At 54.3% G+C, this 25,459-nt stretch carries 1 protein-coding gene; it reads left to right on the forward strand.

Features of this window, described 5'->3' with window-relative positions; translation table 11 throughout:
* Window positions 1-25,428 (forward strand): hypothetical protein, encoded by a 25,428-nt coding sequence (locus CRO57_RS25065; RefSeq protein ID WP_097151795.1) that lies wholly within the window; start codon window positions 1-3, stop codon window positions 25,426-25,428.
* Window positions 25,429-25,459: the final 31 nt, after the last annotated feature.

Consider the following 25,459-nt stretch of genomic DNA (forward strand, 5'->3'; position numbering starts at 1 on the left):
TTGGCAAACGGCGACGGACAAAAAACCAGGCACAGCAAGAAGAGTGTCAAGGGTAAAGACGGTCAGGAAATCGCTCACGAGGACGTCCATGAGCAAAAGAATGGACAACCTCAAGAAGATGGTCCGGGTGTCGATACCGAAGCCACAGGTGCAATTAAAGCTCCACAAGATGGTAGCAGCACTGAGGCTACCAAAGCCGATCAACAACAAAATGCCACTCTTGTCTCAACCGGGAGCCTTGCCAGTAAAGCGGGCGACAGCGCGGGTACAATTTCGCGCCCTGATGCTGGAGAAACCAAAATTGTTTCCGTTGAGCAGAATGACAAGGTAGCGTTTGGTTTCAACATCGATAATGCCAACGTTTATCTGTCTGATGTCGATCTTGTCATTGAGTTCGATGATGGCGGCAAGATCGTGCTGCTCGAATTCGGTATGCATGCGGTGTCCGACGTCGCGCCAACCGTCGCCTTCGAAGATTATGAAAGCTCGGCGCAGGATCTGCTATCCAGAGTAGGTGAATTCAAGGCTTCTGACGTCACGCAGAAAATGAACTTCTCGACTGCGAGCAGCCAGCAGCAGGAAGAGCCGCAGGAACAAGCAACCCCGCAAGAGCAAGCCGTTGAAGTTGTTCAGGTTCAAACTGTTCAAAATCAGTCGCAAAATGTTGGTCCGGGAAAATACAAGGTCGATGCAGAGGAAGATCGCAGTGCTGTAGAAGAGCAATTGGCGGACAAGAACTCAGATGAAGATGCTTCTTCCAGCTCGTCCTCTACATCCACCAATACCGATACCGATACCGATAGCGCCTCGACTGATAATCCAGGTATTCTGGACTTGAGTGCAGCTGAGTTGGAGATTGAGCTCTTTGGTATCACCGAACAGACCACTACAACACTCTCGGACGGAACAACACAGATCTATGGGGCGACTGCGTTGCCACCAGCGGATACGGATTCTTCTTATCCCGCTCAGCAAGCCGTTGAAACGATCACCGGAACTTCGGGCAATGATATAATTTTCGCAGATAGCCCGATTCTCGCGCCATCTGGCACCAGTGCGCGTATGTTGCAGGTTGCTGCTACCATGCCCGATGATAGCTGGACACCTCAATCTGCCAAAGTTACCGGTTTGCCCGACGGTTATTCGGTGATTGGAGCGACAGAGGATTCTGCAGGCAATTACAGCCTGGTCATTGACCCCGACAAGCCGTTGGATAGTCAAATCCAACTGCAATATGAGCTGCCGGAAGACGGTGCACCGACCAACGACGCCGGGTTCCAGGAAGAATTCACGCTCAATATCGAATATACGGTGAAGAATAGCCAAGGCCAGATCGGCAAAACTGCTGGTACAGCCAAGTTTGGCATCAAGGAGGTCAATACACCGGATGATGCGGTTCATGAAGATGAGGTTACGGGCGATACTGTCTATGTTCTGAATTCCAACCCTCCGGGCAATATCGTCAATGCTGGCGATGGAGATGACAAGGTCGTCGCAGCGGCCGGTGCGGACAATCTTTCTGGTGGTGATGGCACAGATATCCTGTCCTATCAGACTTCCAATGCTGGTGTGGATGTCGATCTGCAAAATGGAACGGCATCAGGTGGTTACGCCAAAGGTGATACCTTCTCCGGCTTTGAGGGACTGGAGGGGTCTCGCTTCGATGACACCCTGTCTGGGGATGCTGACGACAATACTTTGATCGGGGGAGCTGGGGCCGATCGTCTGGATGGCCGTGATGGTCAGGATCGTATTGACTATAGTGCATCGAACGAAGCCGTTACCATCAATCTGGAAGATGGAACTGGCCAAGGCGGTCATGCTGCAGGCGATCAGATTTCGAATGTTGAGGATGTGACCGGGTCGGATCATGATGATACCCTGATTGGTGATGGCGAAGATAATATCCTTGTGGGGGGCGATGGCGATGACATTCTTGTCGGTAAGGCAGGGGCTGATCGCCTTGAAGGTGGTGAAGGATCTGACACCGCAGACTATTCGGGTTCCAATCAGTCCATTAACATCAACCTGACCGCAAATACCGCGCTGGGTGGTGAAGCGGCCGGTGACGTGCTTGTCGATATCGAAAGTCTGGTTGGAACAACTGCGGATGATATTCTGGTAGGGGATGCAGAAGATAATCGGTTCGATGGGAATGCTGGCAACGATATACTTTCGGGTCGTGCAGGCATAGATCGTCTCGATGGTGGAGCGGGGGATGACCGTCTGGAAGGTGGTCAGGATGGCGACGTCCTGATTGGTGGAGAAGGCTCTGATACAGCCGTCTATGCAGGCGCGCAAAGCGCCGTAACGGTCAATCTGGGCTTGGGCAGTGGCTCAGGCAGCGATGCCGCAGGCGATACATATGATGGCATCGAAAATGTCGAAGGTTCCACCTTTGGTGATACCTTGATCGGTGATGATCAGGCCAACATTCTCGATGGTAGCGATGGCAATGATACTCTGCGCGGCGCTGGTGGCGCGGATACTCTACGCGGTGGAGATGGTATCGATGCTGTTGATTACTCTTCTTCTGCTGTCGGTGTGACCATTGATCTGGCCAATTCTACTGCATCTGGCGGGGATGCCACCGGCGATACCTTCTCCGACATCGAAAATATCATTGGTTCTGAGCAAAGCGATAATCTGCTGGGAGATAGTGCCGCCAACACTTTGATTGGTGGGGCTGGTAACGATGTTTTGACAGGAAGAGAAGGTGGTGACCGCCTTGAAGGTGGGACTGGTGTCGATACGGCTGACTATTCCACTTCTGCGCAAGCTGTTACCGTCAATCTGGGTACACTGGTCGGCTCCGGTGGCGATGCAGATGGAGATACCTATCTCTCGATCGAAAATCTCTCAGGCTCAGCTCATGGCGATGAATTGATTGGATCTTCTGCGACCAACCGTCTGGAAGGTGGAGCGGGAAATGATACGCTCGATGGGGGTGATGGAGCTGATATTCTTGTCGGTGGTGCAGGCGAAGATATTGCCGATTATAGCCGCTCAAATGCTGCGGTAACGGTGAATTTGGCCACTCAATCCGGTGCGGGGGGGAGCGCTGATGGTGATAATCTGCAGGAAATCGAAAATTTGCTGGGATCCACCTATAGCGATAATCTGACAGGCGATGATCAGAGCAACCGCTTGGAAGGTGGCCACGGGGATGATCGCCTGATGGGCGGCGACGGCGACGATACTCTGCTGGGTGATGAGGGCGACGATGTCCTGATTGGTGGGCAAGGCGCCGATGTTCTGACTGGTGGCTCTGGTCAGGATAGTGTCGATTATTCCGATTCCGCGCAGGCCGTGACGGTCAATCTGGTTGATCAAACTGCGACCGGTGGCGATGCTGATGGTGACACGCTGTCTGGTATTGAAAATGTCATCGGCACTGCACAGAACGACATACTGATTGGTGATAATGTTGCCAATGAACTTGATGGTGGAGCAGGTGATGATCGCCTGACGGGTGGAGTCGGCGCGGATAGACTGATTGGTGGATCCGGGATTGATATTGCTGATTATTCCGCCTCCAATGCTGGAGTCAATGTCTCACTGCAGACCACCAGCGGATCGGGTGGTCACGCCGAAGGAGATGTTCTGACTGGGATTGAGCATCTCGAAGGATCCGCTTTTGATGACACCCTCGAAGGGGATGCCAGTGCCAACACTCTGACCGGTGGTGATGGCAATGATACCCTCAAAGGTCTGATCGGCGATGATCGTCTGATCGGTGGAGACGGCAACGATCATCTCGCTGGTGGCATCGGTGCTGATGTCCTGGAAGGTGGCGCTGGTCTGGATACGCTGGACTATAGCCAATCCAGCGGAGCGGTTAGTATCAATCTTGCCGATGAGACCGCTTCAGGCGGCGATGCAGAAAGTGATACCTTCTCCGATATTGAAAATGTCACCGGTTCCGCTGGAAGCGATACCCTGATAGGTGATGAAAATGCCAACGTCCTTCACGGCAATGCAGGTCAGGATACGCTGACCGGCGCTGATGGTGACGATAGTCTGCACGGGGACGAAGGGGACGATATTCTGATCGGTGGTGCAGGAGCTGATGAGCTTGTTGGTGGCCTGGGCACTGATACTGCGGATTATTCGGGCTCCTCCGCTGCTGTTAATATTGACTTGCTGAATGGGACGGCAAGTGGTGGAGAAGCAGCTGGCGACACCCTGCAGGAGATCGAAAATGTCACCGGATCCAATCATGATGACCGGCTGCAAGGTGATGCCAATTCCAATATCCTGCGCGGCGGTCAGGGTGACGATGTCCTGATTGGCGGGGAAGGCGCAGATCATCTGGTCGGTAATTCAGGTGTCGATACAGCTGATTATTCCAGCTCGCTCGGTGCGGTCAACATCCAGCTCGATGCCAATATTGCCACCGGTGGTGATGCACAAGGGGATAGCTTCTCCGATATCGAAAATCTGATCGGAACCGCCGGCTCTGATATTCTGGTTGGCAATGGCTCCGCCAATCAGCTAACCGGCGGCGATGGTGCTGATACCCTTCGCGGTCGCGGTGGTGCGGATACGTTGATTGGTGGTGACGGCAACGACATCCTCGAAGGTGGTGAAGGTGGCGATAGTCTTCAAGGTGGCGATGGCCTTGATACGATTGACTATTCAGGCTCCGCTGATGGTGTGACCATCCATCTGCAAAATTCTACGGGTGTGGGCGGTGATGCTGACGGAGATACCTATTCTTCTATCGAAAATGTCATCGGTTCCAACCGCAACGACAGCCTGACCGGTAGCAACAGCGCAAACACCATTTCCGGTGGTTCAGGTCAAGACAGCCTGCATGGTCTGGATGGGGACGATACTCTTCTCGGAGAAGATGGCAATGACGTTCTGGAAGGTGGTCTCGGTGCAGACACATTGGAAGGTGGTGCTGGCTCTGATACTGCAGATTATTCCGGCTCCAATCAGGCTGTATCCGTTAATCTGACGGATGGAACGGCCTCAGGAGGGCATGCGGAAGGTGATACATTCTCCGGCGTTGAAAATGTCACGGGCTCCGATTTCGACGATACTCTTACTGGTGATGATCAGAACAACCAGCTGATCGGTGGTGGTGGTTCGGATACTTTGATTGGTGGCGTCGGTTCGGACGTTTTGGATGGTGGCGCGGGAGTGGATAGCGTTGATTATTCCGGTTCCAACGCTGGTGTTGAGATCAATCTGGGCACAGGCGCCGGTTCAGGTGGGCATGCGCAGGGTGACAGTCTTAGCGATGTGGAAAATGTCATCGGCTCTGGATCTGCCGATACTCTGATCGGCTCTGACGGGGTTAATATCCTGACCGGCAACGCGGGTGACGACACCCTCATCGGGGGCGAGGGTGATGATCGTCTGGAAGGTGGCAGCGATAACGATACACTCGAGGGCGGCGTTGGTGCGGATGCGCTGATTGGTGGCGCTGGCTCTGATACAGCAGATTATTCCGGTTCCGATGCTGCGGTCTCGGTCAATTTGCAAACTTTGGCAGTATCCGGTGGTCATGCCGATGGTGATACGCTGGACTCAATCGAGAATATCAGTGGATCTGCCCACTCTGATACCCTGGTAGGGTCCGATGCAGCCAACATCCTTATCGGTGGCGGTGGTGCTGATCACCTAAGTGGTGGTCTTGGCGATGACCGTCTGGAAGGCGGGGCCAGCAATGATACCCTGATAGGCGGAGCCGGAGCTGACGATCTGCAAGGTGGTGCAGGGCTCGATACTGCCGACTATTCTGCCTCCTCTGCTGCTGTAACCGTAAGCCTATCCGATGGCACTGGCGTTGGGGGCGATGCGGAAGGTGACAGTCTGACCTCGGTTGAAAATGTCATCGGTTCTGCCCACAACGATATGCTGACTGGTGATCACTTGGCCAACCAACTGACGGGCGGTGATGGTGATGACACCCTCGTTGGTGGTGGCGGTGGTGACACCCTGGCCGGTGGCGACGGGGTCGATACTGTCAGCTATGCAGCCTCTCTCTCCGGAGTGGAGGTCAATCTTGACCAGAGCACGGCAAGCGGTGGCGACGCAGAAGGCGATACTTTCAGCGGAATTGAAAATATCACCGGATCGACCAACTCAGATGTCCTGACAGGTGATGCATCTGCCAACTTGATCGTCGGCAATGCCGGTGCTGATGTGATCTCTGGCATGGATGGCAATGACATCCTGCAAGGCAATGATGGCGCCGATGAGCTTCACGGTGGTGCTGGTGACGACACTCTATCTGGCGGGGAAGGCAATGATACGCTGGAAGGTGGTGCGGGTGCCGACCATATGGAAGGTGGCATCGGTGATGACGCCGTGGACTATTCCGGTTCTTCCGTTGGCGTGCAGATCAATTTGGCAGACTCCACTGCAACAGGCGGCGATGCGACTGGCGATACCTATTCCGGCATTGAAGATGTCATTGGGTCTGATCATGCTGATACGCTGACAGGGGATACGGAAGCAAACCGTCTGGATGGTCGGGGTGGTGATGATATCCTGATTGGTGGTACCGGCGCGGATGAGTTGGTCGGTGGAGATGGCATCGATACTGCAGATTATTCCGCCTCTGATACTGGCGTGAATGTCAATCTTGATAGTGGTATTGCATCTGGTGGGCACGCTCAGGGCGACACCATCTCGGAAGTTGAAAATCTGATTGGTTCGGTCGGCAATGATGCCTTTGTCGGGAATGGATCGAACAATCAGCTGACCGGTGGTGCAGGTGATGACAATCTGGATGGTGGTGTTGGCGATGATCACCTCATCGGCGGTGGTGATGACGACACTCTGATTGGAGGAGCTGGCGCCGATATTCTGGATGGTGGTGCCGGGTCTGATACGGCCGACTATTCGACTTCGACAAGCAGCGTGAACATCAATTTGCAAGACGGCACTGTCTCCGGTTCCGATGCGATGGGCGATAGCTTCATTTCGATTGAGAATGTAACGGGTTCGCAGGCAGCCGATACTCTGACTGGTGATGGTAATGCGAACACTCTCCGGGGTGGCGAAGGGGGCGATGTTCTTGAAGGTGGCGCAGGAGTTGACCGCCTGTATGGTGATGCAGGTGCTGACACATTGATCGGCGGATCAGGTGCCGATTATCTGGAAGGTGGTTCCGGGGTTGATACTGCCGATTATTCAGCATCCTCCGTCGGTGTAACCATCGATCTGGATGCCGGAACAGGCAATGATGGGGATGCCGCTGGTGACACCTTGGTCACAATCGAGAATGTCATTGGGTCCGCGCAGGATGACAATATACGTGGTGATCGCTTTGACAATGAGCTGACTGGTGGTGACGGTAACGACACCCTGATGGGCGGAGAAGGGGCGGACACTCTCACCGGCGGTGATGGTACGGATACCGCCAGCTATGCGTCGTCAGCATCTGGCGTAACCATCAATCTTGCGAATAATACCGCGAGTGGCGGTGACGCGACTGGAGATAGCCTGTCATCTATTGAAAATCTGACAGGCTCGTCCAGTGTCGACGATTTGACGGGGTCTGATCAAGCCAACTTGATAGAGGCGGGTGCAGGGCAAGATACGCTGCGCGGAGGAGCTGGCGACGACACTCTGGATGGACAGGCAGGCAATGATACCTTGATTGGTGGAGCAGGGGCCGATGTTTTGCGTGGCGGCACAGGTACAGACACCATCGACTATTCCAGTTCTGATACTGCAGTTACCATCAATTTGCAGAATTCAACGGCCAGCGGTGGCGATGCCACAGGCGATACCTTCCAGGACATTGAAAATGTTACCGGCTCGGATTTCGACGATCATGTAACCGGTGATGGCGGCGCCAACCTGATCCAGACAGGTGACGGCAATGATACGCTGATCGGCGGCGTGGGCAGTGACGATTTACGTGGTGGTGACGGTGTCGATACAGCTGATTACTCAGTCTCTGGTACTGGCGTACAGGTTAGCCTTGATACCGGATTGGGAACCGGCGGCCATGCCCAGGGCGACTCGTTAAGCGATATCGAAAATCTCGTCGGGTCTGCCAATCAGGATAATCTGGCAGGTAATGCGCAAGCCAACAGACTGGATGGCGGTGCAGGTTCAGATACTCTTTCAGGGGCAGCAGGGGATGATACCTTGCTTGGCGGTGATGACGACGATCACCTGATTGGTGGAGCAGGAGCTGATCATCTGGATGGCGGCGCAGGTACCGACCGGATTGATTATTCCAGCTCCAGTGCAGGCGTTACAATTGATCTGGCCAACAATACCGGATCCGGTGGCGATGCCCAGGGTGATACCTTTGCCAATATCGAGAATATCACGGGCTCATCCCATGCTGACACACTGACCGGCTCTGGCGGTGCGAACTTGCTTGACGGTGGTGCCGGCGGCGACACGCTGCGCGGCGGTGCCGGAGATGACACTTTGCAAGGCGGCGCTGGCGCTGACTTGCTGGAAGGTGGTGCCGGAGCCGATACGTTGGAAGGCGGAACTGGTGTTGATACGGCGTCTTATGCCGGATCCAGTGCGGCAGTGGATGTCAGCCTGCAATCCGGCAATGGTGTTGGTGGCGATGCCGAAGCTGACACTCTCACCGATATTGAAAATCTTGTCGGGTCTGATCACGATGATACCCTCAGCGGAAATATCTTTGCCAACCGTCTGGAAGGCGGCGATGGTAATGACAGCCTGATTGGTGGAGCCGGAGCGGATACGCTCATCGGTGGCGATGGTGTTGATACGGCGGATTATTCAACGTCTGCCACGGGCGTGACAGTTGGTCTGGATGGTTCGGGTGGTTCAAGTGGTGATGCTACTGGCGATACGCTAAGCGATATTGAGAACCTGACGGGTTCGGGGCAAGCAGATAATCTCACTGGTAGTGCAAATGCCAACCGTCTGGATGGTGGTGCAGGCAACGATACCCTGATCGGGCAGGCCGGTGCTGATACACTGGTCGGTGGCACTGGTGACGATATCTTGATTGGCGGTGCTGATGGTGACACCCTGCAGGGCGGTGACGGAGTTGATACAGCGGATTACTCCTCGTCTTCCGCCGCTGTTACAGTCAATCTGACAGATAATAGCGGCTCTGGAGGCGATGCAACCGGAGATACATTTGCTGATCTGGAAAATCTGACTGGCTCCGCACATGATGATACTCTGACCGGCGATGCAAATGCCAACCGTCTGGAAGGCGGCGATGGAGACGACCGACTAGCTGGGATGGCCGGAGCCGATGTTCTTGTCGGAGGTGATGGATCTGATACGGCTGACTATAGCCAGTCCAACGCAGCAGTGACTGTCAATCTGGCTGATTCAACCGGTTCAGGTGGCCATGCTCAAGGGGATACGCTCTCCAGCATCGAGAATGTGATCGGTTCTGATAGTGCGGATACCTTGATTGGTGACAATTCTGATAACCGATTGGAAGGTGGTCTGGATAATGACACCATCACTGCCGGAGCGGGTGATGATGTTCTGATCGGCGGAGATGCTAACGACACCTTGGTCGGCGGCGTCGGAGCCGATGATATTCAGGGCGGGGATGGCATCGATACGGCCAGTTATGCTGGTTCTGCGTCTGGCGTGACGGTCAATCTGTCCGATGGCAGCGCCAGCGGTGGCGATGCGCAAGGAGATACGCTCTCTGGCGTCGAAAATCTCATTGGTTCATCTCAGAGCGATACACTTACCGGTTCTTCCGGTGTCAATGATCTGGATGGCGGTGACGGTGCGGATATTTTGGCAGGTCTGGAAGGGGCGGATGCTCTGGATGGCGGCGACGGCAATGACAAAGCTGATTATTCGGCTTCCAATGCAGCGGTAACCGTCAATCTTGCAAACGGTACCGGCCTGGGCGGTCACGCCCAAGGCGATACCTTGCAGAATATCGAAGGCGTGATCGGGTCTGATCATAACGATACCCTGATCGGCTCGGCGGATGGGGATATTCTGGAAGGCGGCGATGGTGATGACAATCTGTCTGGCGCCGAAGGTGGTGATACTCTACGTGGCGGTGCAGGCAATGACACGCTGATCGGTGGAGCGGGAAGTGACACCCTGGTCGGTGGTGCTGGAACCGATGTCGTCGATTATTCAGGTTCTGCTGGCGCGGTGAATGTCAATCTTGATACCGGACTGGGGTCAAGCGGAGACGCAGCAGGTGATACATTTGCCACCATTGAAAATGTGATCGGCACCACCGGTGATGATGTCATTATTGGCTCCAATGATGCCAACGTGCTGACTGGTGGTGCAGGCGATGACACACTGCGCGGCGGCGATGGTGGTGATGAGTTGCAAGGTGGTGCTGGTAACGACACGCTGGAAGGTGGTGCAGGCGCAGATATCATTGCTGGTGGCGATGATATTGATACGGTTGATTATTCCGGTTCGGCACAAGCTGTCACCGTGAACCTCCAAGACCAGACCGGCACCGGTGGTGATGCGGATGGTGATACGCTCTCAGACTTGGAAAATGTCATCGGCTCGGCCAACAATGACACATTGATCGGTAATACTGCCGTGAACCGCTTGACTGGCGGTGCAGGAGATGACGTGCTGATCGGTGGAGCCGGAGCTGACGAGATCATCGGTGGAACTGGCAGTGATACAGCATCCTATCAAGGATCGGACGCAGCAGTTCAGGTCAATCTTTCCTCACTAGTCACTGCTGGCGGGCATGCGACAGGCGATAGTCTCTCTGGTATTGAGAACCTGCTTGGCTCGGACCATGCCGATACGCTGGTGGGGAACACCAATGCCAACCGTCTGCAAGGTGGTGCTGGCAATGATAGCCTAGAAGGTGGTGGTGCGAATGACACTCTTGAAGGGGATGAGGGCGATGACACCCTGATTGGTGGATCTGGCGCCGATAGTTTGGATGGTGGCGCAGGTGAGGATACCGCCGCCTATAACACTTCCACGGCTGGCGTAACCGTCAATCTTGGTACAAACAGCGGCACAGGCGGCGATGCTCAGGGTGATACATACGCAAACATCGAGAATATTCTTGGCTCTGCTCTTGATGATGATCTGGCCGGTAATGACAGCAACAACGAGCTGCGTGGCGGCGGGGGTGAGGACACTCTGAGCGGCGGCCTTGGCGATGATGAGCTGTTTGGAGATTCCAGTGACGATATTCTGATTGGTGGTGCTGGTGCCGATGCGCTTGATGGTGGAACTGGCAGCGATACTGCGTCCTATGCAGGGTCTGCCAGCGCAGTTAGTGTCAGTCTGATCGGCAATTCCGCAAGCGGAGGGGATGCTCAAGGCGATACCTTCACCAATATCGAAAATCTTCGAGGGTCAGATCACAACGATACTCTGATTGGTGATGCGGGAGCCAACCGTTTGGAAGGTGGTGACGGGGATGATGCTCTGGAAGGCGGCGTTGGCGCTGACCATCTGATCGGTGGGGACGGCGACGACACGGCAAGCTATGCGTCTTCAACGACTGCTGTGACGATTGATCTGGACGCAGGAACCGGCAGTGGCGGTGATGCGCAGGGCGATGTGCTCAGCAGCATCGAAAATGCGTCAGGATCTGCTCACAACGACACGTTGGAAGGCTCCGACTCTGACAATATTCTGTCAGGTCTGGCAGGCAATGATACGCTGCGTGGCGGTCTTGGTGCGGATACCCTGATTGGTGGTGATGACGATGATATCCTGATCGGTGGTGCCGGTGCAGATGATCTTCAGGGTGGATCTGGCACCGACTTCACATCCTATGTCAGCTCGGCCAGTGGTGTAACAGTCAATCTGGATGATGGCACGGCCACAGGTGGCGATGCGGATGGAGATACGCTCTCCAGCATCGAAAATCTGGAAGGCTCCGATCACAACGATACACTGATCGGTAATGCATCTGATAATGCCATCGTCGGTCTGGACGGTGATGATGTTCTGGAAGGGCGCGCAGGCGCTGATAGTCTGGATGGTGGTAGCGGTTCAGATACGGCATCTTATGCAGCCTCAGACGCTGCCGTGGAAATCGATCTGCAAGCCGATGTCGCTGCCGGTGGCCATGCTGATGGCGATACCTTGACCGCGATTGAGAACCTCATTGGTTCTGATCATGATGATGATCTGACCGGGGATTCTCGCGCAAACCGCATCGAGGGTGGCGATGGATCTGACAGCCTTTCTGGCGGTGCGAGTACCGATACACTGATTGGCGGTGATGGTAATGATACGTTGATTGGTGGCTCTGGCGCTGACAGTCTGGATGGCGGTGCAGGGCTGGATACTGCCAATTATGCAGCTTCTACAGCCGGGGTAACGGTCAACCTGACCGGTGTAGCTGGTGTCGGCGGTGACGCTGAAGGTGATACGCTGACCAACATTGAAAATGTTGTTGGTTCCGCGCTCGAAGATACTTTGATCGGCAATGCCTCGGCCAACGTGCTGACTGGCGGTGGCGGTGAAGACACCTTGACGGGTGCGGCAGGTACAGACACTCTTTCGGGCGGCGCGGCGGACGACGTCCTGATCGGCGGTGCCGATGCTGATGCATTGGATGGTGGCTCGGGTACAGATACAGCTTCTTATGCTGGCTCCAGCGCCGCAGTGAATGTCGATCTTGATGGCGGCACCAGCACCGGCGGCGATGCTGCAGGCGATACCCACACCAATATCGAAAACCTGATCGGCTCTGATCATGATGACACGCTGACCGGAGATCTCAATGCCAACCGCCTGGATGGTGCCGATGGCAATGATACCCTTCGTGGTGGAGCCGGTGGCGATGTTCTGGTTGGTGGCGATGGCAGCGATACTGCGGATTATTCCACATCCAGTGGCGCGGTGAATGTCGATCTGGGTGGCGGCACAGGTGCAGGTGGCCACGCCCAGGGTGATCAGCTGATCAGTATTGAGAACCTGACCGGGTCCAGCAGCAATGATACCCTGACCGGTGATAATGAAGCCAACATCCTGACCGGTCTGGATGGTAATGATATTCTATCAGGTGGTGTGGGCGACGATACACTGATTGGTGGCGCAGGCAGTGATACATTGACCGGTGGTGCTGGCGCCGATGATTTGCAAGGTGGTGCTGGCACAGATACGGTTTCCTATACCAGTTCTGCTGGCGCGGTCACCGTCAATCTGTCTGATGGAACTGCTTTGGGTGGTGATGCTCAGGGCGATACGTTAAGCGACATCGAGAATGTCACTGGTTCTGCTCAGGGCGATATATTGATAGGCACAGCAGCAGACAATGTCTTGCGCGGCGAAGCGGGCAACGATCGCCTGACTGGTGGTGCCGGGGCTGACCAATTGGTTGGTGGTGCCGGGCAGGATACTGCTGATTATTCCGGTTCCGACGCTGCAGTAAATGTGAGCCTTGCTGCACGCAGCGCATCCGGTGGCCATGCGACGGGTGATGATCTGACCGAGATCGAAAATCTCGAGGGCTCTGCCTTTAACGATACTTTGACCGGCGACACCATGGCCAATACGCTGACCGGTGGCGCGGGCAATGATGTGCTCACCGGCGGCGATGGCGCAGACACGCTGGATGGTGGCGCTGACAATGACACCCTGATTGGTGGCACTGGTGGCGACAATCTGGATGGTGGTGATGGTCTGGATACTGCCGATTATTCCACCTCGACGATTGGCGTGTCTGTCGATCTTGCTAATGATACCGCGTCTGGTGGTGATGCCCAGGGCGATGATCTGGACAATATCGAGAATATCACTGGCTCCGGTCAGGCAGATAGCCTGTCTGGTGATGCTGGCGTCAATGTCCTGATTGGCAATACCGGTGATGACATTCTGGAAGGTCGCGGTGGTGCGGACGATCTGCAAGGCGGCGGTGGAACCGATACCGCTGATTATTCCAGCTCGGCTGCAGCGGTCACTGTCAATCTCAATGATAACACCGCAACCGGGGGCGATGCTCAAGGGGATACGCTTTCCAGCATTGAAAACATCACTGGCTCTGCAAACAATGATCACCTGACGGGGTCTACTTTTGCCAATGTGCTCACTGGAGGTGATGGCAACGATACCCTCATTGGTCTGGATGGGGCTGATGAGTTGGCTGGAGGAGATGGTGTCGATACGGCCGATTATTCTGTGTCCAATGCGGCAGTGAATGTTGATCTTTCCTCATCTTCTGGTTCCGGTGGTCATGCTCAGGGCGATACACTGAGCTCCATTGAGAATGTCATTGGATCTGACGGCAACGACACCCTGACCGGCGACAATGTAGCCAACCGCCTGGAAGGCGGGGCGGGACGTGACAGTCTGATTGGTGGTGCGGGAACCGATACGCTGATCGGTGACGATGGTGATGACACTCTCGCAGGTGGTGCAGATGGCGATGTGCTGACCGGTGGCGATGGCATCGACACAGCAGATTATTCCAGTTCCGCCTCTGGTGTGACCGTCAATCTGGATGATGGTTCGGTGTCTGGTGGCGACGCAGCAGGCGATACTCTGACCGGTATCGAAAACCTGCTAGGCTCAGAAAATGCTGATACTCTGACCGGTGATGGTGGTGCCAACAAGCTGGAAGGCGGAGATGGCAACGATACACTGATCGGCCTTGCTGGTGCGGATGAACTGGATGGTGGCGACGGATCGGATCTTGTTGACTATTCTGCCTCAAACGCAGCCGTCAATCTCAATCTGGAGGCGGGAAGCGCCACGGGTGGACATGCTCAAGGAGATATTCTGACCGATATCGAAAGCGCCACAGGATCTGCTTTCAATGACACATTGCGAGGTACCACCGCCGCAAACACATTGAGCGGCCTTGCCGGTGATGATGTGCTGCATGGGGGCGTTGGCGCTGATACGCTTGATGGTGGTGCGGATGATGACACACTGGTTGGTGGCGCTGGTGCAGATAGCCTGACGGGTGGTGATGGCATCGATTTGGTGGATTATTCTGCCTCCTCTCTTGGCGTGAATGTCAATCTGGCAGATGGCACAGGCATCGGCGGCGATGCGGATGGCGATACGCTTGCCACAATCGAAAATGTTCTCGGGTCCTCTCATTCTGATACTCTGACCGGTGATGGAAATGCCAACCGTCTTGATGGTGGGATTGGCAATGATACACTGATAGGTGGAGCGGGTGATGACACCCTGATTGGCCAAACTGGTGATGATACGCTGATTGGTGGTGCAGGCGCTGATAGTCTTGATGGTGGCCTCAATACCGACTTGGTGGACTATTCCGCCTCAGCAAGCGGAGTGACGGTCAATCTGGCTGATGGCACCGGTACTGGTGGGGATGCGCAAGGCGATACCTATACATCCATTGAGAATGTGCTTGGGTCCGATCAGGCTGATACGCTCATCGGTAATAGCGAAATCAATATCCTGACCGGTGGCGATGGTGATGACACGCTCGCTGGCGGTATTGGTGGCGATGAGTTGATTGGTGGCGCCGGCTCCGATCTTGCTGACTATTCTGCGTCCAACGCGGCTGTAACGGTCAATCTGGCTGATGGCACTGGTACCGGCGGTCATGCGCAAGGCGATACGCTGCGTGAGATCGAGAATGTGCTGGGATCCAGTGAAGCTGATACGCTGACCGGCGACAATGCAGACAATATCCTGACAGGTGGTGCAGGGGCCGACACTCTGGATGGTGGATCAGGTGCAGACACTCTGTCTGGCGGTACGCAAGACGATATCTTGCGCGGTGGTGCAGGTGGTGACGATCTGCAGGGCGGCGACGGCTCGGACACTGCGCTCTATGATACATCCGACGCTGCCATTAGTATCAATCTGCAGACTGGTGCTGCTTCTGGCGGCCATGCGGATGGCGACAGTCTCGACAGCATCGAAAATGCCACAGGCTCTGCGCACGATGATACCATCATCGGGTCTACCCAGCGCAACGTGCTGATTGGCGGAGCTGGCGCTGATGACCTTTCAGGCGGCGCCGAGAATGACACATTGGATGGTGGTGCCGGGGCGGACACCTTGGAAGGCGGCAGCGGTGCCGACAGCCTGACTGGTGGCTCTGGTATTGATGTCGCTGATTATTCCAATTCCGCAGCTGGCGTGACTGTCAACCTGCTGGATGGCACGGGCCTGGGTGGCGACGCCGAAGGCGATAGCCTGACCGAGATCGAAAACATCATCGGTTCAGCCAACAATGACAGTCTGTCTGGCGATACGCTGACCAACGTGCTGACAGGCGGCGATGGCAATGACACGCTCTTCGGTCATGAGGGCGGCGATACGCTCCTTGGCGGCGATGGCAATGATACCCTGATCGGTGGCGTTGGTGCTGATACCATCACCGGTGGTGATGGCACCGATACGGTATCTTATGTCGGTGCAACCGGACAAGTTGTCGTCAATCTGGATACTGGTGTAAATACAGGCAGCGATGCCGAAGGTGATGTGATCACGCAAGTCGAGAATGTGGTTGCCTCAGCCAATGATGACGATATCACAGGCAGTTCTGGCACCAACCGTCTGGAAGGACGTGGTGGTGATGATGTGTTGGCTGGCCTTGGTGGCGCTGACGAACTGGTCGGTGGTGGCGGGACGGATACTGCGGACTATTCCTTGTCGGGTGCTGCGGTCACCATTGACCTGGATGCTGGAACGGGCCTTGGTGGTCATGCCGAAGGCGATACTCTCGAAACCATTGAGAATGTCACTGGCTCCGATCACAATGACACTCTGACCGGTGATGATTTCGTCAATACCCTGCGTGGTGGGGCCGGTGATGATATTCTGATCGGTGGTCTGGGGGCAGATAGCCTTATCGGTGGTGCAGGAACTGATACTGCCGATTATTCTGCTTCCAGCGGTGCAGTGGATGTGGATCTTGATGGTGGAACGGGGACAGGTGGCGACGCCAATGGCGATAGCCTGTCAGGTATCGAAAATGTCATCGGATCCGGTTCCAATGATACATTGTCAGGAAACAATCAGGCCAACCGCCTGGAAGGTGGTGCAGGTGAAGATCGTCTCTCTGGCGGAAGTGGTAATGATGTTCTGATCGGTGGCACCGAGAATGATGTCCTGATTGGTGGCGTCGGTGCTGATGATCTTCAAGGCGGCGCTGGTATCGATACTGCGTCCTATGAAGGGTCTGGCCAAGGCGTTAATGTCAATCTGCGTACAGGTGTTGTATCCGGTGGCGACGCTGCTGGCGATACTCTGACAGATATTGAAAATCTGCAAGGATCCAGCTTTGACGATACTTTGGAAGGAGATACTGGCGATAACGTCATCAAAGGTGGAAGCGGGAATGACACCCTCATCGGTGGCGAAGGCGCTGATGCTCTGGACGGTGAAGCTGGAACAGATATCGTCGATTACTCCGCTTCAAATGCTGCGATCAATCTGATTCTGGATGGTACAATCGCCAGCGGTGGTCATGCTCAAGGTGATACGGTCATCAATATCGAAACCGTCATTGGTTCCAACTTCAATGATACTGTGACTGGTACCGCCGCGAATGAGCGTTTTGTCGGTGGATCTGGCAACGATAGCTTCGAAGGACGTGGTGGAGCCGACGCCTTTGTTGGTGGGGACGATACCGATACCGTCAGCTACCAGCAGTCACTCGTTGGTGTGACTGTTGATCTGGAAGCCAACAGCGCAAGCGGCGGCGATGCGACGGGCGATACATTCGATAGCATCGAGGTTCTGGTCGGCTCCTCTTTTGCTGATAATCTGACAGCAACAAATTCCGGTAGTCGTTTGGAAGGTCGCGCAGGTGAAGACACGCTCATCGGTGGTACGGCAAATGACACACTGGATGGTGGCCAGAATGACGATGTTCTGCGCGGTGGTGGTGGTGCTGACACCTTGATCGGAGGCGCCGGGGAAGACACTGCGGATTACTCAACTGCAACTGGTGCTGTTACAGTTAGTCTGGCAGACAATACCGGTGCGGGGTCCGATGCTCAAGGCGATACCTATACCACGATTGAGAATATCACCGGCTCCAATCAGAATGATCATCTGACAGGGGATGCGAACGAGAACCGTCTTGATGGTGGCTTGGGCGATGATACATTGATTGGTGGCGATGGTGGTGACCGTTTGATTGGTGGTGCGGGAATTGATACCGTTGATTATTCTGGTTCTGCTGCAGGTGTGACCATCAATCTTGACAGCGGCCTGAACGTTGGTGGCGATGCGACTGGCGATCAGATGACGGGTGTTGAGAATGTCATCGGTACCGATCATATCGATAGTCTGACAGGTGATGGTGAAGCCAACCGATTGATGGCGGGTGATCAGAATGATACCCTGGCTGGCCTTGGCGGGGCCGATGTACTGGACGGTGGGGATGGTACCGATATCGCGAACTACAGCGCCTCTTCCGCAGCGGTTAACGTTGGCTTGGACGGAACAACCGGCTCCGGTGGTGATGCCGCTGGAGATACTCTTCTCAATATCGAAGAAATTCAAGGCTCCAGCCATGACGATACCCTTCGGACTGGTGCTGCAGGCCATACCCTGCGCGGCGCGGATGGAAATGATACGCTGATTGGCAATGCAGGTGTCGACATCCTTTATGGAGATGCAGGTGATGATGAGCTGCGCGGTGGTGCAGAAGGCGATACTCTGCGCGGGGGCGAAGGGGATGATACCCTTCGTGGTGAAGATGGTGATGATACGCTGATCGGTGGCGACAACGCCGATACCTTGATCGGTGGTGCGGGTGCCGATGTTCTGCAAGGCAATTCCGGCATTGACATTGCAGATTACAGTTCCTCAGATGCGGGCGTGACGGTCAACTTTGACACAAACACTGCGACAGGTGGTCATGCTCAAGGGGATACCTATCTCGAAGTCGAAAACCTGACAGGTTCAGCCTTTGCCGATGATCTGACCGGCGACATGCTGGTGAACACGATCATTGGTGGTGACGGGAACGATATCTTGGAAGGAGCTGGATCTGGAGATACCATCGACGGTGGTGATGGTATCGATACGGTTCGTTATGCCACATCCGATAATGGCGTGACGATCAATCTGGAAACTGGTGTTCATAGTGGCGGTGATGCCAATGGCGATGTGATCACGAATGTCGAGAATGTGTTGGGTTCCGGTTATCGGGATTATCTAAGTGGCGACAATAACGACAACACGCTTTCTGGTGCAGGTGGTGACGACATTCTCTATGGTGGTCTGGGCTCTGATCATTTGGATGGTGGAAGCGGAACTGACTTGGTCGACTATTCGGCGTCTGACGCGGCAGTGACTATAAATCTGACCGACAATATTGTTTCAGGTGGTCATGCTCAGGGTGATACCATCACATCAATCGAATGGGCACGCGGAACCAATTTCAATGACAGTCTGACCGGTTCTGCAGGTGGCAATTATCTCTATGGTGGTGCGGGTGATGATACGCTTGTCGGTCTTGGTGGAACGGATGTCCTTTATGGTGAAGCAGGGGAAGATCTCCTCCAAGGCGGAAGTAGTAACGATACCCTCTATGGTGGTAATGATGATGACCGATTGGAAGGCGGCGACGGATCTGATCATCTTAGTGGTGGATCTGGCGATGATACCCTGATTGGCGGTGTTGGCAGTGATACCCTTCGTGGTGACGGCGGGCACGATATCGCTGATTACTCCGCATCGGATGCACGTATCACCATCGTGATGGATGGATCGGACAGTACGGGTGGCCACGCTGCAGGGGATAATCTCTCCGGTATCGAAGAGGTGATCGCCACAGATTATAATGATCACATTCAGGGAACCGATGGTGCCGAGATTTTTCGTGGCGGTGCAGGCGATGATACGCTTGAAGGTCTTGGTGGCGCGGACCAATTGATCGGCGGCGATGGTACTGATGAAGCGTACTATCGTTGGTCTGACACTGGTGTAACCGTAAGCTTGTTGTCCAATACCGGTACATCCGGAGATGCACTTGGTGATACACTGAACTCGATCGAGGACATCCATGGCTCGCGCTATGCCGATCATATCACGGGCGATGACAATGCTAACAAGCTCGATGGGTTCTGGGGCAATGATACGCTGGTTGGCAATGGTGGCGAAGATCATCTGATCGGTGGGGCTGGTGATGACATCTTGCAGGGTGGCGATGACAATGACCGTCTTCAGGGCGGTAATGATGATGATCGTCTCGAAGGTGGTGATGGCGATGATATTCTTGAAGGTGGCGATGAGAATGATACGCTGATTGGTGGTGCTGGTGCAGATACGCTGGATGGTGGTGACAAGACCGATACCGCAGATTATTCCTCCTCTACATTTGCAGTGACTGTCGATCTGGATAACGGGACCGGTATTGGCGGCGATGCACAGGGTGATACGCTCACCAATGTTGAGAATATTATCGGGTCAGGCGAAGCGGATACTCTGATCGGTAACGCGGACACAAACCGCCTGGAAGGTGGAGCAGGGGACGACACTCTACGTGGTGGCGATGGTCTGGATTATTTGATTGGCGGAAGCGGCACGGACACTGTTAGTTACGAAGATTCTGATGGCTTGATCCATGTCAGTCTGACTTCCGGGACAGGCACCTACAATCATGCAGCTGGAGATCAGTTATCCAGCATCGAGAATTTGACCGGTTCAAATTTCAATGATGATCTGGAAGGAAATAGTGGTGCCAATATTCTCCAAGGTGGTGATGGTGACGACGTACTGGAAGGTCGTGGTGGTGCAGATCAGCTGATTGGTGGTGATGGCACGGATACGGTCGAATATCACAATTCTGGAGCGGGTGTAACGGTCAATCTACGAGATGGTACGGGGTCTGGTGGCGATGCTGCAGGCGACACCTATACTTCCATCGAGCGTGTCCATGGTTCCAACCACAATGACACGATCACTGCAAATGATAGCGGGAATATTGTCTATGCCAGAAGCGGTAATGATACGATTACCGGTGGTGCAGGGGCTGATACTTTGCACGGTGATGATGGCGCTGATACGATCACAGGTGGGGATGGAAACGATACGATTACGGGTGGTAATCAGCAGGATCATCTGACTGGTGGCGAAGGCAATGATAACCTCAGCGGTGGTGAGGGCGATGATACCCTGATAGGCGATGCCGGAGCGGATACTCTGGATGGCGGGAATCATGAAGATGTGGTTGATTATTCTGCCTCCAATGCAGCGGTTACTGTCAATCTGGCCGATGGAACCGGTGCTGGCGGCTATGCGCAAGGGGATACCCTCTCCAATATCGAGAATGTGATTGGGTCTGCTTTCGCTGATACCTTGATAGGGAATGGTGAGGACAACCGTCTGGAAGGTGGCTCTGGTAATGATACGCTGGAAGGCGGTGCAGGGGGCGACGATCTGATCGGTGGTGATGGCATTGATACCGCCAGCTATGCAAACTCATCCGCAGGTGTGAACATCAATCTGGACACCAATCTGCATCATGGTGGCGATGCCTTGCAGGATGATTTGCAATCCATCGAAAATATCATCGGCTCTTCTCATGCTGATAGCATCATCGGTAGCGATCAGGCCAACCGTCTGGAAGGTGGGGATGGTGCCGATGTGCTGGAAGGCGGCGCCGGTGCCGATATCCTTGACGGCGGAGCAGGTATCGATACAGCAAGCTATGAGAGCTCAACTGATGCGGTGACGGTCAACCTTGGGGCTGACAGCGCCTCGGGTGGCGATGCATCCGGTGATGATCTGAACAATATCGAAAATCTCAAAGGATCGGATAATCACGATACCTTGACAGGTGACGGCTCGGCCAACGTCATTGAGGGTCTTCGTGGTCGTGACATCATCCGCGGTGGTGCAGGAACGGATACCCTGCGTGGCGGTGATCATGATGACACCATCTATGGTGAAGATGATGCCGATATCGTCGATGGTCAGGATGGAGATGATATCCTCTATGGCGGTGGTGATAATGACACCGTAACAGGAGGCATCGGTGATGATGAACTGCATGGTGGTACCGGTGATGACAATCTGGATGGTGGTGAAGACGATGATATCCTGTTTGGGGATGCAGGTAGCGATACCATGGCAGGTGGTCTGGGTATCGACACCATCGACTATTCAGCTTCCAGTGCCGGTGTGAATGTCAATATCGACAGCAATGTCGTCTCCGGTGGTGACGCCCAAGGTGACACCATTTCCGGTTTTGAGAATATTATTGGCTCTGAACAGGCTGATCAGTTAACTGGCAACGATCAGGATAACGTGCTGACAGGTAATGGTGGCGATGACATCATCATTGGGGGAGCAGGTGCTGATACCATCACAGGCGGAGCTGGCACCGATGAGGTGAACTACTCTGGCTCGAATGCTGGTATTACTCTGACCATTGATGGCACTGCTGCAAGCGGAGGCCATGCACAAGGCGATAGGGTGTCTGGTGTTGAAACGGTCATCGGGTCTGATCACGATGACACCATCACAGGCATCACAGGCAGCCAGACCATCTCGGGTGGCGATGGCAATGATGTGATTGAGGGTGCAGCTGGCGCAGATACTCTGAGCGGCGGAGCGGGCACGGACACGATCTCTTATGTCTTGTCTGACGCTGCGGTGACTGTGAACCTCTCCGACAATACCGTGTCTGGCGGTCATGCCAATGGTGATGTAATTTCCGGCTTTGAAAATGTCGTGGGGTCCAATTCTGGTGATACTCTGACCGGAACCAGTCAGGCCAATACAATCACCGGCCATGGTGGCAGTGATGTGATTGATGCTGGCGATGGTGATGACACCATCATTGCTGGTGATGGCAACGATACCTTGATCGGCGGAGCCGGTGCTGACAGCCTGGACGGGGGAGCGGACGAGGATACCATCGATTATCGCACATCCAATGCAGGTGTTACCATCAATCTGTCTGGTGGTGCGGGCGTGGGTGGCCATGCACAAGGGGATACCTTCGCCAATATCGAGAATATTGTCGGCTCTGATTTCGATGATGTGTTGACCGGTAATGGGTCGGACAACACACTTACAGGTCGTGATGGCAATGATCAGTTTGTTTCCTCGCTGGGTGCGGACACCATTGATGGTGGTTCCGGCATCGACAGTATTGACTATTCTAGCTCTACAGGTGGCATCACGCTGAACCTTGATGGCACTGCATCCAGCGGTGGTCACGCTGAAGGGGATCGGGTCTCATTGGTTGAGACAGTTACCGGCTCTTCCTTTGGTGATGTCATCAATGGCACATCTGCAGCCGAGACCATCAATGCGGGTAATGGCGATGATGTCATTGACGGTGGCGCAGGTGGAGATAGCATCGATGGTGGTGCTGGTTCCGATACTGTTTCCTACGCAACGTCCAATGCTGGAGTGACCATCAATCTGCAGGCAGATAGTGCATCAGGTGGCCATGCCAATGGCGATAGTCTGGACAATATCGAAAATATCACCGGTTCTGATCATGCTGACAACCTGACCGGTGATGGCACTGCCAATATTCTGCAAGGGCGTGATGGCACTGATACCATTTCTGGTGGGGCGGGGAGTGATACCTTGCGCGGTGGCAATGATGCCGACACCCTCTATGGTGAAGCGGATGATGATAGTCTCTTTGGCGATGATGGCAATGACCGTCTGATCGGTGGTGCTGGTGCGGATAGTCTTGACGGTGGTGACGGAACAGATATTGCCGATTATTCCGCTTCATCTGCTGGTATCACCATTGCCATGGACGGCACCGTCGGATCTGGAGGCGATGCACAAGGCGATATACTCGCTAATATCGAAACCATTATCGGAACAGACTATACTGATAGTCTGACTGGCGATAGTAACGTCAATACCCTGACTGGTGGTGATGGGAATGACACCCTTATTGGTCTCGGTGGCGGAGATATTCTGCAAGGTGGATCTGGTACTGACACAGCTGACTATTCAGCATCCAGCGTTGGTGTGAATATCGATCTTGATACGAACACGCATACAGGTGGTGATGCAGAAGGTGATAGTCTCTCAGGTATTGAGAATATCATTGGTTCTAATCAGGCAGACACCTTGAAAGGCAATAGCCAGGCCAATGATCTTTCCGGTGGCGATGGCAATGATACCCTGATCGGTGGCATCGGAGCAGATATCCTGCGAGGTGGTAGTGGTATCGATACGGCTTCCTATATAGACTCTGCTTCTGGTGTAACGGTCAATTTGGGTGCAGATAGCGCCTCTGGTGGCGATGCCGAAGGGGATGATCTGAATGATATTGAAAATCTCACTGGTTCCGCACAGGCCGATAATCTGACCGGCGATGGCAGTGCCAACCGTTTGGAAGGCAATGCCGGAGCTGACACCTTGATTGGTGCTGCGGGCAATGATGATCTGCGCGGTGGTGACGATAACGACACTCTGATTGGCGGTACCGGCGCTGATAGTCTTGATGGTGGCAGTGGAACTGATACAGCCGATTATTCTGCTTCGGCCAGCGGTGTGACAGTCGCCTTGGACGGCTCTGCAGGTTCTGGTGGTGATGCCGCTGGGGATACTCTCACCAATATCGAAAATGTCATTGGGTCCGCTCAGGACGATGTCATTACGGGTGATGCTGGCATCAACGATATTGACGCAGGCGCTGGCAATGACACTATCATCGGTGGCGATGGCGCTGATATACTGGATGGTGGAACCGGAACTGATACCCTGTCCTATGTAGGCTCCAATGCTGCGGTAACAGTTGATCTGTCAGGTAACTCCGTGTCCGGCGGTGATGCCGATGGTGACACCATTTCCGAGTTTGAAAACGTCATCGGCTCCGATCACAATGATAGCCTGACCGGGACATCAGCAGCCAACACCCTGTTCGGCGGTAGCGGTGATGATATTCTCATTGGTGGCGCAGGGGCCGATAGTCTTGATGGCGGAACAGGCACCGATACCGCTTCTTATGCGGCCTCCAATGCAGGCGTTACCATCGATCTGGATGCAGATACCGCATCCGGAGGGCATGCAGTTGGTGATAGTCTTGACAACATCGAGAACCTGACTGGTTCCATTTATGCAGACAATCTGACTGGCGATAGTGGTGTGAACATTCTGCGTGGTGGTGCGGGCAATGATAGTCTCACTGGCAATGGTGGGGCAGATAGTCTGTTCGGCGAGGCTGGAGATGATGATTTCTTCATGGATGAAGTCTCACTCGATCTTGGAGCCTCACTGGATGGTGGGACGGGAACGGATACGCTGACATTGGCCGACAATTCCGGCACCGTCGATAATTCCAGCCTCTTCAATGTGCTGACTGATATGGAAGTGATTGATTTCCGGGGCACCAACGTTGATGCGGATCTGAATATCTCGGCAACAGATATTCAGAATGTAACAGACAGTGACAATGAACTGACATTGCGGATTGATGCTGGTGACAGCATCAATCTCACTGATCCTGTTGCAAATTACACGACAAGCACCAGTGGCGGGACAACCACCTATACGATTTTTGATGATGCGAGCCACACAACACAGCTGGCCGAATTGACTGTCATCTCGTCATAGAATTGTGAGGTAGAGATCAATAAAAAGCCCG

It is taken from the genome of Cohaesibacter gelatinilyticus, assembly GCF_900215605.1.
In the GTDB taxonomy this organism is placed as follows: domain Bacteria; phylum Pseudomonadota; class Alphaproteobacteria; order Rhizobiales; family Cohaesibacteraceae; genus Cohaesibacter; species Cohaesibacter gelatinilyticus.